This is a genomic window from Labrenzia sp. ATLA3 (genome assembly GCF_057180185.1).
This window is the reverse complement of sequence record NZ_JBXUKV010000001.1, coordinates 555,979-571,407: the sequence shown is the minus strand read 5'-3', so window position 1 is coordinate 571,407 and position 15,429 is coordinate 555,979. Positions and strand designations below refer to the sequence as shown.

Sequence of the window (15,429 nt, the reverse complement as noted above, 5' to 3'; positions counted from 1 at the left end):
CAACCAAATTTGCCCAGCTTTCTGGCAAGACTTGCAATCGTTGTGAACGAGGTCACTCCAAAGTTTTAAAAATGTTACTGCTGGACTTGAAAGTTGGTAGAGGACTTTCATGGGTGAGGCTGGAACAGGACTGTCCAGCCAACTGATTACTATTTTGGGTCAAGGCGGTTCTTCAGCGCCATGCAATGGATACTCCAGAAGTTCGAGGATACCGGCAAGCTGGCAGAGGCGCTGGATCAACTCGGCATCTCATACACGTGGCATAAGGTGGTTCCATTTGTTGGCGATCTTGTACCTCAACCTGTCGTTGCCAATCCCGAACAAGTGGTATTTTTCGGGTCTTATTCTCTGTGGAGGTACGCCGGTTCCAGGGGGTATCGGCCTGGCGTGTTCAAGCTACGACCTTTCGTTCACGAGCAGGCGTGGCATCCCTTTCTTCTCAACGGAGCTGACGCGTTGTTCCTGACGCTTCAGGAGGTGCCTGAAAGGCTTTCAGATGAAGGACGGCTGTGGTTCGTACGCCCTGTGGAGGACAGCAAGGAAGAGCCAGGAAACGTCAAGACAAGTGGCGAGATTATTCGGCTGGCCGAACAAGTGCTCTCGCTGGACAAAGCTGAAATTCCGAACGGATCTTTACGGCACGACACACTACTGATGCTCACAGAACCCGCTCACATAATGAAGGAATGGCGTCTGTGGGTCGTGGACGGTCGTGTTGTCACGTGGTCGCTTTACAAGGAGGGCGGGCGTGTCGTCTACCGGCATGAGATCGATGAAGATGCACTGGAATTCGGCCAACGCATGGTCGACGTGAACCCATGCTATGCTCAAGCTTACGTAATCGACGTGTGCCGCACCGAGGATGGGCTGAAACTTCTAGAAACCAACTGCATCAATGCGGCGGGATTTTACGCTGCAGACCTGGTGAAGCTGGCCTCCGCGATTGATCGACTCGGGCAGGCATAGACCGCTTCTCGAAGTTAGCAGCGGGTGTCCCGCTTCAGCTTGATCAAAACAGAATGCCAAGTCGATCGATGTTGCTGATTGCGGCGGGAACACAACCGACCGGATCAAGAACTTTGTGGCAGCGCTTCATCGGGCAAGCACAAAATGCTCGTGCATCCATCCCGCCGCCGGGCGTGGTGGACTGGAACTTTGATTAAATGAGAAATGGTGGGCGATACTGGGATTGAACCAGTGACCCCTCCCGTGTGAAGGGAGTGCTCTCCCGCTGAGCTAATCGCCCATGCCTTGGTGGCTGGTGGCGCGTGTCTAGGGCAAATCGACAGCTTGCGCAACACCCTTTTTGCGGAACCGAATTCTGATCGCGGCGCTTTCCTGTCTTTGAGGGCGGTTGTCAGATGATTGCTGGCTCCGCTTGCGCGGCTGGATGCTGTTCTCGGTGGTTTGAGGCTGCGCCGCCGGGCCTGAGTGCATGCCGATTTGGATATCTGGCGCGGCATCAAGAGGAGGAGCCTCGTGCCGGATATTGACGCTCCAGAAACCTGTGGGAGACGTAGCAAGGCGCCGGTTGAAAGGGGCTGATGACTGGCCTGACATATAATGTGAGGGGCGGAGCTCAAACTTCCCGAAAAGGCCGTATTTAAAGCGGACGATCATTTTACTGACTGTTTTTTGGAGTGTTTTTAAATGATTACGCGCGTTTCTTCCCTCGCAGTTGTGTGCCTGTTTCTACCCGCACAGGCCTTTGCTGCAGACAACGGCCCCATTACCAGCATTACGCTTTCCTCTGGTGGTCTCGCCGAAGTGGTGCGCAAGGCGGATATTGACAGCAGTGGCCTCATCAACATGACCGTCCCGCTTGATCAGGTGAATGATGTGCTGAAGAGCATTGTCGTGTTCGACAAGGTGGGCGTTGTCGAGGGCATCACGCTGCCAGGCCCTAATCCGCTGGCGGAAACTTTCAAGAACCTGCCGTTCACCGTGGAAGACCTGCAATCGCCTGCGCGCCTTCTGGCAAAATTGCAAGGTGCGCGGGTGCGTCTGGAAAAGGCAGGCTCCACGGTCGAAGGGCTAGTTCTCGGCGTGTCGGTACAGGACGATGGCGACAAGGGGCAGTCTCACGTCGTTTCGGTTCTCAGCGATGGCCGCATCACCGGTGTCGGCTTGTCCGCGGACACCGAAGTCACGTTTCTTGATGTAGACATTCAGCAGAAGGTCGCAAAGGCCTTGTCGGCGGTGGGCAACGGAAAGTCCGACGGTGCGCGCACAGTTGCGCTGAAAGTGGCGGGCGAGGGGGAGCGCGAAGTCGCCGTTTCGTATGTGGTACCAGCCCCCATCTGGAAGACGGCTTACCGGGTGGTGACCATGGCAGGTGGCAAGGCCCGACTACAGGCCTGGGCGGTGCTTGAAAACGCCAGCGGCGAAGACTGGGACGATGTCAGGATCACCTTGTCTTCCGGCGCTCCGGTGACGCTGAAACAGCGGCTCCATGACCTTTATTGGAGACAGCGACAGGAAGTGCCGGTGGATGTTTCCAGCGGTTATGTTCCGCCTGTCGACATGGGTGCACAGCCGCAATTCGATATGGCCGAGAGCGAGGCCCGTAGGCCTGGCGCTCCAAGGTCCAGTGTCTTCGCCTCGGCTGCGGCTCCGGCAATGGCCGTCGACATGGCGGCCGCCAACGTCGGCGAAGTGAGTGAGGGGGCGGTGACGGCATCCTTCACGCTTCCCTGGCCCGTCGACCTTGAAAGCGGTGAAACCCTGTCGGCGCCGATTGTCGATCAGGTTGTGTCCGCTGAAACGGTGTCTGTGTTTCAGTCGGAAAGCGGTCTGCAGCATCCGATTGCGGCCATCCTGATCAGGAACGAGACGAAAACCAGCCTGCCTCAGGGCATTCTGACGGTCTATGACGAAAAGGAGGGCTATGTCGGCGATGCGCAGATCAGCGGCATGCCATCGGGCGAAAGCCGCATGGCAAGCTTTGCGACCGACAAGAAGGTCAGGATCGCACAGTCGACGTCCGGCGACAGCCAGATCGTTTCGATCAAGGTCACCGATGGCGTATTGAACGCCACGGTGCGTGAGCAATCGTCAACGCAATATGCCATCAAGGGCGCACCGGACGGTGACCGGACGATTGTCATCGAACAGACCAAACGTCCCGGCTGGACGTTTTCTTCCGATCAGGAACTGGACAGCACGGCCACGCATCATCGATTGAAGGTCGAAGTGCCCGCCGGAAAGACCGAGACGGTTTCGGCGCTGCAGGAGCGGACCTTGTCGGAGACCTATTCGCTGATGTCCACGGATGCGCGCCAGTTGCTTTACCTTTCCAAGCGGTCGCCGGACACCGAGACCGCTGAAAAATTGAAGGAACTGTCGGACCTTCAGAACGAGATTGCCCAGATCGAACGTCAGATCCAGCGGTTGCGTCTGGAAAAGGACGAGGAGACCCGAGACCAGGAACGGCACAGAGCCAATCTGGCGGCGCTTCAGCCAGGTGCGGATCTCTACAAGCGCGCCGCGCGCAAACTGGAGGAAAGCGAAACCCGGATCGAGGAGGTCGATACGCAAATTGCGGACCTCTCCGTGCGCCGGGAAGAAATCCGCGAAACCCTGGGCAACGCCATCAGGACGTTTTGAACCTTCGAGACATCTGCCTCAGGGGAGGGGCGTATCAGGACTTTAGCGACGCGACCGCATCCGCCAACTCGTCGAAATGCGAAATCACCCGGTCCGGAGAAAGATCCCGGACCGGCACAGTCGTATAGCCGAAATCGACCGCGATCACCGGAATGCCGGCATTGCGTGCGGCATCGATATCGGTACCGCTGTCTCCAATCATGATGGAGCCGCCTATCTCTCCGCCTGCCCGGTGAATGGCACCATGCACCGGCTCTGCATGCGGCTTGGCGACCTGGAACGTGTCACCACCGACAACAGCGTCGAAATGCCTTGCAAGGTCCAGTGTTGCCAGGAGCGGATGCGTCAGGCGTTCTGCCTTGTTGGTACAGACCGCCAGCTTCCATCCGTCTTTTCGAAAAGCTTCGAGCGCGGCCACGACACCATCGAACGGTCGCGTATGAACCGCGATGTTGTCGGCATAATGCTTCAGAAAATGGACATAGAGCGGAGCGACGGTTTCATCCGTCCAGGAGATACCGTTGAACTCGAGGCCGCGCTGGATCAGCACTTTCGCGCCCAGGCCAACCATGTTGGCCACGTTTTCCTGTGGAATGGCGGAATGCCCGGCGGACGTCATGACAACGTTCAAGGTGGCGACGAGATCTTCCATGGACGACACCAGCGTGCCATCCAGATCGAAAACCAGAACGGACATGTGACCCTTCCAAAAACAGGAGCGGAACGGCGCAGATGCATTCATGCTAGCCAGCATGACGGCGGGCGGGAAAGCCGGTTCCGGAATATGAGATCGGCCTGCATCCGAACCAACGCAGGCCACCCTCAATGCCTAGCTGCATCGCCGTAGCGCCGCAAGGCATCGGCAATGCCTTCTTGTTCTAAAGTTTGTAGGCGGTGCGGAAACCACCCCAGTGACGGCCTTGAACGATAATCGGTGCGTCGATCTCCTTCATCCAGACGATGTTGCCGCCGCCCATGTCCCGGGCGTAGGACTGGATCAGGAAGGGGCGTGTGTTGCGTGCGGCGCTAAGGCCGGCGCGATCGTCGAAGATCCGTTTGTTGCGGCAGTTGGCGGTGTTCCAGGCCACATCGTCCGGCTTCTGCGGTTTGGAGTAGAGCAGATTGTGCACGGGCAGATAGCCGTTGCGATCGACCGAAGCGCAAAAAGCCATGCCTTGACCTTGACCATGAATCTCTTCCTGGATCGCGGGAAGGATTTTTTCAAGATGCGGGAGCGCGCGCGTGGAGACCTGCTGCGGATTGGTTCCGGCAATGTGCTGGTAATCAGTGTCGAAGAGGTCGTCCATGCTGAGCTGACGTTGGCTGATAAGCTCTTCCATCGCAGCGGCAATTCGTGAGGCCCCCGTCTGGACGCGTTCCACTTCAGCGGCGTGGCTTGCATGAATGTCGGCAATCTTGCGCTCCAGCGCGGCCTGAAACTCTGCGTCCTTGTTGACAAAGCAACCGTGGCAGCCGTGTTCGGAAACCGCAACGATGCGCACGTCTACCTGACCGATGTCGGCAAGATCGAGACGGGCATTCATACCGGGCTTCAGGTCGGCGTCGCCTTCCGGCCTGAACAGCGTTCCGCCTTCCGAAATGTCGTGCGTTTCGATTTGCGCAGACCTGCCACCCGCCGTCACCGTTCCGGACAGTTTGATCGGAAGTCGGTCATGCTGACGGCGGTCGCCGATTTCGGTCTGCCGGATCATCATCGTGAAGCGGGATTGCAGCGCCTTGGAGGCCGTGCTCATTTCCGCTCCGGTTTCGCGCGCAAGCATGCCGCCTTCTTCTGCCTCGGCTGCAGAATCAGTAATCGTGCGCGCGGTGCGTAGCACCTCCTGAACGAAGTCTGCCGTCTGCTGTGCCTGATCCCCAATTCTACCTGTGGTTTCCACCTGGGTTTGAACGGCGTTCTCGACAGCGGCGAAGCTTGGACGGATCTTTCCGATAACCTCGATGATCTGGTTGACCGATCCGAGGCTGTGTTCCGCAGACTGGTTGAGGCGATCGATATTTGCGACGATCTGCTCTGTCGCCGATTGGGTCTCCACCGAAAGCGCCTTCACCTCGCTGGCAACAACGGAAAATCCGCGTCCGGCCTCTCCCGCACGGGCTGCTTCGATGGTGGCGTTGAGGGCCAGCAGATTGGTTTGTTTGGCGATATCGGAGATCAAACTGACGACATTGGCTATGGCGTCGATAGCGTTTTTGAGCTCCAGGACACCCTGATTGACCTCGTCAGCAACGTCGCGCGCTTCCTGGGCCAACTGGTTGGAAACGCTGACCTGCACTCCAATTTCGCTGCTGGTGTTGGTCAGGTCCTGAATGGAAGCCGCCAGGCCGGAAGCGTTTTCATTGGCGACGGCCGACTGGTCCACGAGTGACTGGCTGTCGCTGCGGATGGTTTCCAGTTTGTCCATCTGACCGATCAGCCGGTCCTGAACCTTTTCCGCCGCAGAGTTGATTGTCTTGGCCGCGACTTGCAGATCGTCTTCCAGACTATCGAGAACGAAGCTCGTCTGGTTGGCCTCCGGCGCTACATCCGTTCGGATTTCGGAAACATTAGCAGTTTCCTCAAGGGTAGGTATCTCTTTGTTTGAATTATTGTATTCGTAATTCTGCCGTGTTTTCAGTCGAAAAATGTTCATGAGATTCCGTGCTTTCCACACCCTAGACATTTGATTGTATTATCTATAGCTCGTCTGAAATGATGGTTAACAAAATCCGAATAGGGGTGGAGGCAGAGTGTTTACCCGTTGAAGAGGGGGAATGTCACTGGACCGGCGGATACCGGCCATGTTAAGCACCCGGCGGCCGGATGGAGATGATTGGACAGTCTTCTCCCCCATCAGGTTGGCCCTAGGAACGGTATATGAGCGACCAGTACAAGAAACTGGCGGCGGAACGCGCTGCCGACGATGTTACATCCGGAATGCGTCTTGGAATTGGGACCGGTTCGACTGCCGAGTTTTTCGTCCACGCTCTTGCGCGCCGGGTGCAAGATGGTCTGGACGTTATTGGCGTGCCGACATCCGAGCGCACACGGGAGCTGGCGTCGAGCCTCGGGATTCGCCTGACCACGCTCGACGAGATGCCGGAACTGGATCTGACCGTCGACGGAGCGGACGAACTGGACCCTCATCTGTCGCTTATCAAGGGCGGCGGGGGGGCACTGCTTCGCGAGAAGATCGTCGCGTCGGCTTCAGCCAGCATGATCGTCATCGCGGACGGCAGCAAGGAAGTCGCGACGCTTGGCCGCTTTCCCCTGCCGATCGAGGTTGTTCCTTTCGGCCTGGAAGCAACGCGGCGTGCCATCCTGAAAGTGTTTGAAGGCCTTGGCCTGCCGCAGAACCTGGCATTGCGCGGCGGATCGGAGCAGCCTTTCGTCACGGACGGCGGGCACTTTATCCTGGACGCGCAGCTTGAAGGCATACCTGAGGTCCAGACTCTGGGCGACCGGTTGGTTGCCATTCCGGGGGTTGTCGAACACGGCCTCTTCGTTGAAATTGCAACAAAAGCTTACGTGGCTGGCACAGATGGGGTAAAGACCGTCTTGCCCATCTAAGTGGTGTGGAGTTGGCTTTCCAGACTAAGATGAAAGCCGCCTAGGAGTAGAAAAATGAAGCTTATCAAATCTATCACGCGGGGAGCTGTATTGGGCGCAGCAATGATGGCCGCGGGTTTTGTCGCCTCCGGCGCGGCTGCACAGGATGCCGTTTCGGAAAGCCACCTTGCCGCAGCCAAAAAGGTTGCCGTCGTGACCAAGGTTCTGGAACCGTTTGACGACATCCTGCCGATCCTTGCTGAGCAGACCCGGACCGCTTTCATCCAATCCGAACCGACACGCGCCGAAGAGATCGTGGAAGTCGTGCAGAATGTTGCGCTGACGCTGGCTCCGAAGCGGACTGAGCTCAACAACCTGGTTTATAAGGCCTGGGCCGACAACTTCACCGAGGAAGAGTTGAACCAGCTTGCCGAGTTCTACAGCACCGACCTTGGCCAGAAGCTGACCGAAAAGATCCCGACCATCACGCAGTATTCCGTGAGTGCTGCCCGTGAGTGGCAGGACAAGATCTCCACCGAAATGGTGACCCTGGTTCAGGAAGAGCTGGCCAAGATTAACGCTGCTCAGTAAAGGCGGGGTTTCCGCATTGGCCATGCCAATGGCTGGGAACACGCTTTTCACACGAACAAGTGAGACCGGTGTCATGACCGGCTATTGGGCCGCGCAAGCGGCCCAATTCTTTTGGAATGAACCCGGACTTCCCGGGCTCTGGCGTTCACTCCAGGCAGGCTTGCACACTTGTACCGCGGCCGACGTTGCCTATCTGCGGGGCTGGCGAAACTGTGCCGGACGGCGGCAGGCGGACTTTTGATCACGATGAGGCATTGATGACCGACTACGATTACGATCTTTTTGTTATTGGCGGCGGCTCCGGCGGTGTCCGTGCTGCCAGAATTGCCGCGACGCACGGTGCCCGGGTCGGTATTGCCGAGGAATACCGCTATGGCGGTACCTGTGTCATCCGCGGGTGCGTTCCCAAAAAGCTGTTCGTCTATGCCTCCAAGTTTTCCGAAGAATTCGAAGATGCGGAAGGTTTTGGCTGGACGGTCGGCGAACGCGCCTTCTCGTGGGAAAAGCTCCTCGCGGCAAAGGATCAGGAAATCACTCGCCTCGAAGGCATCTACCGGCGCAATCTAGAGCGGACCGATGTTAAGGTTCACGACAGCCGAGCGGTGATTGAAGACGCCCACACCGTGCGCCTGCTGTCTACCGGACAGACCTTGACCGCGAAATACATTCTGGTGGCGGTCGGCGCATCTCCGAACGTCGACAAAAGCCTGCCGGGGGCAGAGCATGTCATCAGCTCCAACGAGGCCTTTCACCTTGCCGAGCTGCCAAGCAAGATCGTGGTTGCCGGCGGCGGATATATCGCGGTCGAGTTTGCGGGCATCTTCAACGGCCTCGGGGTCGACACGACGCTGATTTATCGCGGCGAGGAGATCCTGCGTGGTTTCGACCGCGAACTTCGCACAGCGGTCCGGCAGGAAATGGAAAAGAAGGGCATCAAGGTGGTGCTCAACGACACGTTCTCCAAAATTGAAAAAACGGATGACGGCAACTTGATAGGTCACACCAGTGGCGGGCTTCAGCTGGAAGCGGGGCAGATCATGTTTGCCATCGGCCGCAATCCGCATACAACAGACCTCGGCCTGGAAAAGGCCGGTGTCGAAATGGACAGCGCGGGCGCCATCAAGGTTGAGGCAGACTCCCGCACGAGCGTTGAGTCCATCTATGCCGTCGGCGATGTGACCAATCGCGCCAATCTGACGCCGGTTGCCATCCGTGAAGGCCATGCCTTTGCCGACACCGTCTTCGGGAACAATCCCTGGACCGTCGATCACAGCCTGATCGCAACAGCGGTGTTCTCGCAGCCGGAAATGGGCACTGTCGGTCTGACACAGGACGAGGCGCTGCAGCGCACGCCCAATCTCGACATCTACAAGTCCAGCTTTCGCCCGATGAAACACACCTTGTCCGGACGTGACGAGAAGATGCTCATGAAAATGATTGTCGACGCTGATACCCAGAAGGTTCTCGGCGTTCACATCATGGGGCCGGACGCCGGCGAACTGGCGCAGATCCTCGGCGTTACGTTGCAGATGGGCGCGACCAAGGCCGATTTCGACAGGACGATTGCCGTTCATCCGACTGCCGCGGAAGAACTCGTCACCATGCGCGAACCAACCGAGCGCCTGCGCGGTTAATCCGTCCTATAATCCGAAGTCGCCGCGGGGCACAGTGTTCCGTGGCGGTTTCATTCTGCAGGCCCGGATGCGGCGCGTGGTTCCCGAACGTTGCCGGAAGAAGCCAACATGCCGTCCGTCCCGACCTCCATTTCCAGAGAATCCGAATAGAACGAATACCGGCCCCGACCCAGTTTCTTGGACTGGTAGAGGGCTGCGTCCGAGCGGGTGACGAGCAGCTCGGCTGTGCTCCCGTCCGTGGGCGCAATCGCGATGCCGATGCTCAATCCGATTTGCACAGTTTCTTCGCTTGAGATCGGCACGGGCAGCTCACCCGCGGCAACCAGTGCCCGGCATAGATCGCTCAGACTTTCCCGGACAACGCTGCCCCGATAGATCACCATGAACTCGTCGCCGCCGATACGGCAGACCAGGCCGGGTTTACCGACCGCCTGTGTCATGCGTTCGGCCATCGTTTTGATGACGATGTCGCCAGCAGCATGGCCATGGGTGTCGTTTACCGCCTTGAATTTGTCCAGGTCACAGTGAATGACCGCGAAGGGTTTGCCGGGAAGGTTTTTGACCGATGTTTCCAGGACGCGGTTGAATTGCAGGCGGTTGGCGAGGCCCGTCAATGTGTCGTGCAGGGCCAGGTATCTATTGTGGCGTTCACTTGCTTGCAGCGAGGTCGTCAAATGGCCGATTCGCCAGGCAATGCCGAAGGCAAGGATGCCGAGAGCGGCGCTCAAGATCACTATGACAGGGACGACGGTCGGCCAGACGGATTCCCCCACGGTCTGACTGTCCCAGTGAAATACCCCCAACGGGTTTCCGTTTGGGTCTGTGACGAGATGATGCGGCGCACTTTCAACGGTGTCTGTCTCGGTGTCGAACCCGAAATTTGCGAAATTGAGTTGGGCATTAAGCTGACTGAGCAAAAAATCGTCGATGTAATGCGCCGACAAGAGCATTGTCGGCGGGCCATCCGGCAATGTCTCCTGATAATTGTCCGGAATGATCGGCATCGCTCCGAAAATGGCCGGCTTGCCGTCAATGTGGACAAACCCCATCACCGCGTACTCGCCAGGATCTACACCTTGAAGGGACTTGTGGCCGAAGCCGCCCGGCACGCGCACCCGGTTTTGCAGGTAGAGCGCCTTCTGTTTTTCATGGATGACCTCAAGCTCCGGCGTTTCGGAGATCGGACGCCGGATGACATGGGTGTAGCTGGCAAAGGACTCTGCAAGGACATGACCGTCTCCAGATATGAGCACCACTTTGCTGTGGAGATAGGTCGACCACAGGGTGTCGAAGCTGCTGCGGACGTAGTCGGGATCGAAATTGCGCACGAGCTTGTGCACCGACTCGTCCGATGAGGCGATGGCGATCTGTTCGCGAACAATGGTGCGCAGATGATCGGCGAGGGCGCTGCGGAACAGGCGTTGCTCGTTGGCAATCGCTTGTTGTCTGGACGCCTGGGAAGCAACATATCCGACGAAAAGCAGCGAAACGGAAGTCACGGCAATCAGCAAGCTGGCAAGCAGAAATGCCAGCCGGGAAATACGCTGTCGGGGAATTTTCGCGTTTTGGTCGCTATATCTACGCCGGAACTCGGTCAAGTTGCGATCCCGATTGGGTCTCTATAGGTTATTTTGTATTTTTAACACCCAAGAGTAAAGTGATCGTAATGACGAATACATAGGAGAGACGAAAGAATATTAAACTTGAAGTTTTTTGTAAGGTTAGATTTCTGTCGTTTTTGCAGAAATCGTATAATTTACAATGTCATTTAAGGCTGATGGGAGCGCGGTGTCAGCGTGAGACGTCAGCGACTTTCGGCTCCACCCGTTCGCGAAGCTTGGCTGCTTCAAAACCGTAGGGGCCGGAGAACTCAAACGTATTTCGACCTTTTTCCTTGGCCCGGTAGAGCGCCATATCGGCCCCACGTATAAGGTCCTGCTCGTTCATGCCTGATTCCGGCGCGCTGGCGATACCAATGCTGACGCCGACACCGACTTTCTGACCAGAGCCAATGTCGATGGGCTCGGCAATCGATCGGCAGATGTCGGCGGCCAGCGCGGCGAGCCTGTCTCTGTCCGTTTGCTGGGTCAGGAGGACGATGAACTCGTCGCCTCCGATCCGGCTGACAACGCCAATCTTGCTGACCAGAAGCTTCAACCGGTCGGCAACCGTGCAGATGACCTTGTCTCCGGCTTCATGCCCGTAGGTGTCGTTCACGGGTTTGAAGCGGTCGAGATCGCAGGCAAAAATCGCAAACCCGCGATCCGGCAGACCGTCCAGGGCGAAGGCCAGAGTATCGGAAAAATGATGCCGGTTCGGCAGCCCCGTCAGGGCATCGTGCCGTGCGAAGTAGCGGTTCTTTCGCTCGCTTTCCTCCAGTGAGGCGGACAGGCGGCTGATCTTCGTGGCAAGAGCAAAGGCAACGATGGCGATAAAGGATGCCAGCAGGACGATCAACGGCAAGGCCATCATCCAGATTTCGCGCCCGGGTTTGGAATGGTCCCATCTGAAATAGCCGAATGTGGAGCCGTCCGCCGCCTGTAACAGATAGTTCGTCGGTTGCCTGCGTTCAGGCTCACCCGGATAAAACCGGAGATCCTTGTAGCCGAGCTGTTCTCTCAGACCGCTGAGCCAGTCTTCATCGATGTAAGTGGCATTGATCAAGATTGCCGGGTACGGCCCCTCCAGCTGGACGACGCCTTCGTCGGGAAGGATCGGCATGGTACTGACGAACGCCCGGGTTCCATCAATGACGGCAAAGGCGGATTGAGACGTTTCCAGCAGAGCGGACTGAGGCACATACCAATCCGCCAAAACCGAGTTCGAACCGTTCTGGTGTCTGCGGAACGCGGCCGTGGTTCGTTCAGCAAGTTTCCGGATCGGATTGCCGGACTTCAAGTGCCTCTTTTCAAACAGAACATCATCCTTGATCGCCTGTGCGATCAATGTCCCGTCCGGTGTCACCACAAAAGTTCTGTCAAGATTGAAATCGTCCCAGAGGTCACCGACCAGGTGTTTTGCGATGAACGCGCGGTCGAGAGGGGCCTGAAGGGCCTTGAAAGTCTCATCCCACTGAGCCACCGTTATCTGATCCCGTGCAATCTGCCGGTGGATGTCGTTCAGGGTGCGCGTGAGCTGCAGTTGTTCGGCTTCAAGGGCGCGCCTGTCGGCTTCGCCCCAGGCCATTTGGGCGATGAAGGTGAGCGAAGCTGTCGACAGGAAAATCAGGAGAGCCGCAAAGCTGTAGATCCAAACGGTAATCCGTCGGCCAGCCTTTGGCGAGTCCAGCTCTGGAGGCACCGCAGCCGGTGTCTTTTTCTTCCGATGGAACAAAAACAGTCATCCCCTCTTTCCCGGATGGGACGACTGTCTAGTGCAAGAAATTTAACACCGGGTGGGGGAAGCGTTCCTTCCGGCCTTCACCTAGCGAAAACTGCCGAGACACTTAACAAAGCGTTCAATTTCCTCTTCGCAGTTGAAAGCGTGAACCGAGGCACGTACCACTGCCTCAAGGCCGCGAAGCGGCAGGTCGATGCGGGCTGAACTGGCCTGGCTGACCGAAACGTTGATGCCGGACTGACTGAGCCTTTGCTTGGTCTGTATCGGGCTCTCACCTTCCCACGTAAACGTCACGATGCCTCCCTTGCGCTGTCCCTTGTCGTGCAGGGTTGCCTCGGGGCGCGCGGATAGCTCCGACCTCAACAGCGCGCCGAGCCCGCAGATGCGTTCCCCCAGTCGCTCCATTCCGAAGCCGATGGCATAGCTCACCGCAACACCGAGGCCGATCTGGCCGGCGACATAGCGCTCCCAGGTTTCGAAGCGGCGGGCGTGGGGAACGAGTTCATAGCGATCCTCATCAATCCATTCAGCTGCCTGGAGATCTACAAACGGTGGTTCCACCTGGTCCAGCACGGCATCGCTGACGTAGAGAAATCCGGTTCCGCGCGGGCCGCGCAGATATTTGCGCCCCGTTCCGGACAACATGTGGCAACCGATCTCTTTCACGTTCAGCTGGATCTGTCCGGCGGATTGGCAGGCGTCCAGCAGGTAGAGCACACCGGTCTTCCGCGCGATCTCTCCAACATCTTCAGCAGGATTGATCAGCCCGGAAAACGTTGGAACGTGGGTGAGCGCGATGAGCCTTGTTCTGGGGCCAATGGCTGCCTTCAGGGCCTTGAGGTCGATTTGCCCGAACGCATCGTCCTCCACCACATCAATCTCGATCCCCTTGCGCCGTTTCATCTGCAGGAGGGCAACATAGTTGGAGACATATTCCGCACGGCCCGTCACAACACGGTCTCCCTCACGGAAGTCGATGCCGTAAAAGGCCATGTCCCAGGCGCGGGTGGCGTTTTCGACATAGGCAATTTCGTGTGGTTTGCTGCCGATCAGGGCCGCAAGGGAGGTGTAAAACGTATCCATGGCGGTGTTGGCGGCCGCTGCGGCCTCGTATCCGCCGAGGCTGGCTTCAAGGTCCAGGTGCTGCTTGACGGCGGCCAGAACCGGGGCAGGGGCCAGGCCGGTTCCGGCATTGTTAAAGTGAATGAGCTGACGTACACCCGGAGTGTCGTCCCTCAAGAGGTCGACATCCTGCTGGGAAAGAGGCGGAAAAATCATGACACCCTCGGGAACAGTTTAAGAAAGACAGCCAGGCACTAGAACAAGCACCTGATGACGATCACATATTTTGGATATGGCTCTCTAGTCAATGTTGACACCATCCCTGCCGGCGTCGAGGTGACGCCCGGCACCCTTCATGGCTGGGTGCGTGAGTGGAAGGTGTGTGGAGAGGCGGAGAACGGCCAGGGACGTTGCGCGCTGACGGTTCGCGAGCAGGAAGGCTCGCGCATCATGGGTGTGATGGCGCGTGAACCGAAGACGCGCCTGGCGGAGTTGGAGCTTCGCGAAAAACGGTATCTGAAAGTCGAGGCGGTCGGCAGCGCGTTTCGATGCGATGCGGCAATGCAGCCCGGACCGGACGAGCTGTTTCTTTTCCGGGCGGCTCCCGAAAACTGCCGTTGGGGCACCGACACCCATCCAATCCTGCAGAGTTATCTGGATTGCGTTCTGGCCGGGTTCTTCCGGTTCTGGGGCGAGGCCGGGATCGATCATTTTCTGGAAACAACCGATGGCTGGCACGTGCCTGTGTTGCCGGACCGGGCGCAGCCGCAATACCCGCGCAAGATCGTGCTGGAGCCGGAGCTTGCGGATCTGATCGACAGCAAGGTCAAAGCGCTCGGCGTACGCTTTCTTACGCCTCTCTGCTAGCTGTCTGGAAGGTGTCAGCCAAGCAGCGCCTGCAGTCCGTACCCGACACCGAAAGCGATGCCCGCGGCAACAGTGCCGATTGCGGTCGTTTCCAGCCCGCAGGAGATCCAGTGGCGTTGCGACCAGCGCGCCCGCAGGGATCCAATGGCGAAGAAGGCAAGGATCGTGAGAGCGGTGGCGGTTACAGCACTGGCAGGCACAGGAAAGACGAACGGCAGCAGCGGGATCGAGCCGAAGAGAACAAAGGCCGCAAAAGTGTAGAGAGCTGCCTTGAGTGGTAAGCGCGCGGAATCCGTGAGGCCGTACTCTGCCTGCATCATGGTTTCGATCCAGATGGATTTTTTGGACGAAACCAGATCGACCAGCGTGTCCAGATCAGAGCCGTCATAACCCTTGGCACGGAATATCTGCCGGATTTCCTCGCGTTCGCCTTCGGGCGCCACGGCGATGTGTTTTTCCTCCACGGCCTTCAGACGCGCATAATCCTCGATTTCGGATTTGGAGCCGGTGTAGTTGGCTGCCGCCATGGAAAAGCCGTCGGCAAACAGGTTGGCAGCGCCCAGGATCAGGATAACCGTCGCGGAAAGATCCGCACCGATTGAACCTGCCACGATGGCAAAGGTTGTGACGGTGCCGTCAATACCGCCATAGACCCAGTCTCTGAGGTAACTTGCGTCCGGTCCTGACGCGAGCCGGTTCGCGATGTCGTCGGGCCTGTGGCTGTGCTCCAGACGAGGTGTCGGCATGAGGTCTTCCTCTGTTGTTTCCTCCACGATGCAGCCC

General features: G+C 57.9%; 12 protein-coding genes and 1 tRNA gene. 6 read left to right on the top strand and 7 right to left on the bottom strand.

The features are described 5' to 3' along the window. Positions 1–180 precede the first annotated feature (180 nt). On the top strand, positions 181–966 hold the full coding sequence (locus tag AC2A6O_RS02520) for an ATP-grasp domain-containing protein (protein WP_498925603.1): 786 nt from the start codon (positions 181–183) through the stop codon (positions 964–966). A gap of 205 nt (positions 967–1,171) precedes the next feature. On the opposite strand, the gene AC2A6O_RS02515 is transcribed toward AC2A6O_RS02520, so the two are convergent. Further along, positions 1,172–1,246 (bottom strand) — tRNA-Val (locus AC2A6O_RS02515). A 404-nt stretch (positions 1,247–1,650) separates the two neighbouring features. Between AC2A6O_RS02515 and AC2A6O_RS02510 the strand changes: the two genes are divergently transcribed. Then, positions 1,651–3,606 carry a DUF4139 domain-containing protein gene (locus AC2A6O_RS02510; protein ID WP_498925602.1) on the top strand — a complete coding sequence of 652 codons (1,956 nt, stop codon included), beginning with the start codon at positions 1,651–1,653 and terminating at the stop codon, positions 3,604–3,606. 34 nt (positions 3,607–3,640) lie between these two features. Here AC2A6O_RS02510 and gph read toward each other — a convergent pair whose 3' ends face one another. Both gph and AC2A6O_RS02500 read right to left on the bottom strand, forming a co-directional pair. Next, a complete protein-coding gene (gene gph, locus AC2A6O_RS02505; RefSeq protein WP_498925601.1) occupies positions 3,641–4,303 on the bottom strand; it encodes a phosphoglycolate phosphatase in 663 nt (220 codons plus the stop codon). A gap of 181 nt (positions 4,304–4,484) precedes the next feature. Then, a complete protein-coding gene (locus AC2A6O_RS02500) occupies positions 4,485–6,257 on the bottom strand; it encodes a methyl-accepting chemotaxis protein (RefSeq protein WP_498925600.1) in 1,773 nt (590 codons plus the stop codon). Between the two features lie 224 nt (positions 6,258–6,481). Between AC2A6O_RS02500 and rpiA the strand changes: the two genes are divergently transcribed. From rpiA to gor, 3 genes are all read left to right on the top strand, one after another. Beyond that, positions 6,482–7,174: a ribose-5-phosphate isomerase RpiA gene (gene rpiA / locus AC2A6O_RS02495; RefSeq protein WP_498925599.1), complete on the top strand. Its 693-nt coding sequence runs from the start codon at positions 6,482–6,484 to the stop codon at positions 7,172–7,174. Between the two features lie 54 nt (positions 7,175–7,228). Further along, entirely contained in the window at positions 7,229–7,744 is a 516-nt protein-coding gene (locus AC2A6O_RS02490; RefSeq protein WP_209001098.1) for a DUF2059 domain-containing protein, read from the top strand. Positions 7,745–8,001: 257 nt separating this feature from the next. Continuing rightward, positions 8,002–9,378 carry a glutathione-disulfide reductase gene (gene gor, locus AC2A6O_RS02485; protein WP_498925598.1) on the top strand — a complete coding sequence of 459 codons (1,377 nt, stop codon included), beginning with the start codon at positions 8,002–8,004 and terminating at the stop codon, positions 9,376–9,378. 50 nt (positions 9,379–9,428) lie between these two features. Here gor and AC2A6O_RS02480 read toward each other — a convergent pair whose 3' ends face one another. The 3 genes from AC2A6O_RS02480 to AC2A6O_RS02470 all read right to left on the bottom strand — a co-directional run bounded on the left by AC2A6O_RS02480 (position 9,429) and on the right by AC2A6O_RS02470 (position 13,995). Then, positions 9,429–10,976 carry a sensor domain-containing diguanylate cyclase gene (locus AC2A6O_RS02480; RefSeq protein ID WP_209001097.1) on the bottom strand — a complete coding sequence of 516 codons (1,548 nt, stop codon included), beginning with the start codon at positions 10,974–10,976 and terminating at the stop codon, positions 9,429–9,431. Between the two features lie 193 nt (positions 10,977–11,169). Beyond that, the gene (locus AC2A6O_RS02475; RefSeq protein WP_498925597.1) at positions 11,170–12,711 is read right to left on the bottom strand and encodes a diguanylate cyclase domain-containing protein; all 1,542 of its coding nucleotides are present in this window, start codon (positions 12,709–12,711) and stop codon (positions 11,170–11,172) included. A gap of 90 nt (positions 12,712–12,801) precedes the next feature. Continuing rightward, positions 12,802–13,995: an aminotransferase class V-fold PLP-dependent enzyme gene (locus AC2A6O_RS02470; protein ID WP_498925596.1), complete on the bottom strand. Its 1,194-nt coding sequence runs from the start codon at positions 13,993–13,995 to the stop codon at positions 12,802–12,804. Positions 13,996–14,049: 54 nt separating this feature from the next. Between AC2A6O_RS02470 and AC2A6O_RS02465 the strand changes: the two genes are divergently transcribed. Further along, positions 14,050–14,646 carry a gamma-glutamylcyclotransferase family protein gene (locus tag AC2A6O_RS02465; RefSeq protein ID WP_498925594.1) on the top strand — a complete coding sequence of 199 codons (597 nt, stop codon included), beginning with the start codon at positions 14,050–14,052 and terminating at the stop codon, positions 14,644–14,646. 14 nt (positions 14,647–14,660) lie between these two features. Here the strand turns inward: AC2A6O_RS02465 and AC2A6O_RS02460 are convergent, their stop codons facing one another. Next, positions 14,661–15,392, bottom strand: coding sequence for a VIT1/CCC1 transporter family protein (locus AC2A6O_RS02460; protein ID WP_498925593.1), 732 nt, complete (start codon positions 15,390–15,392; stop codon positions 14,661–14,663). Positions 15,393–15,429: the final 37 nt, after the last annotated feature.

What these genes read in the sequence shown, in the direction of transcription:
- AC2A6O_RS02465 (WP_498925594.1), top strand. Translation starts at nt 14,050, where the DNA reads ATGACGATCACATATTTTGGATATGGCTCTCTAGTCAATGTTGACACC.
- AC2A6O_RS02510 (WP_498925602.1), top strand. Translation starts at nt 1,651, where the DNA reads ATGATTACGCGCGTTTCTTCCCTCGCAGTTGTGTGCCTGTTTCTACCC.
- AC2A6O_RS02520 (WP_498925603.1), top strand. Translation starts at nt 181, where the DNA reads ATGCAATGGATACTCCAGAAGTTCGAGGATACCGGCAAGCTGGCAGAG.
- AC2A6O_RS02470 (WP_498925596.1), bottom strand. Translation starts at nt 13,995, where the DNA reads ATGATTTTTCCGCCTCTTTCCCAGCAGGATGTCGACCTCTTGAGGGAC.
- gor (WP_498925598.1), top strand. Translation starts at nt 8,002, where the DNA reads ATGACCGACTACGATTACGATCTTTTTGTTATTGGCGGCGGCTCCGGC.
- rpiA (WP_498925599.1), top strand. Translation starts at nt 6,482, where the DNA reads ATGAGCGACCAGTACAAGAAACTGGCGGCGGAACGCGCTGCCGACGAT.
- AC2A6O_RS02460 (WP_498925593.1), bottom strand. Translation starts at nt 15,392, where the DNA reads ATGCCGACACCTCGTCTGGAGCACAGCCACAGGCCCGACGACATCGCG.
- AC2A6O_RS02500 (WP_498925600.1), bottom strand. Translation starts at nt 6,257, where the DNA reads ATGAACATTTTTCGACTGAAAACACGGCAGAATTACGAATACAATAAT.
- gph (WP_498925601.1), bottom strand. Translation starts at nt 4,303, where the DNA reads ATGTCCGTTCTGGTTTTCGATCTGGATGGCACGCTGGTGTCGTCCATG.
- AC2A6O_RS02490 (WP_209001098.1), top strand. Translation starts at nt 7,229, where the DNA reads ATGAAGCTTATCAAATCTATCACGCGGGGAGCTGTATTGGGCGCAGCA.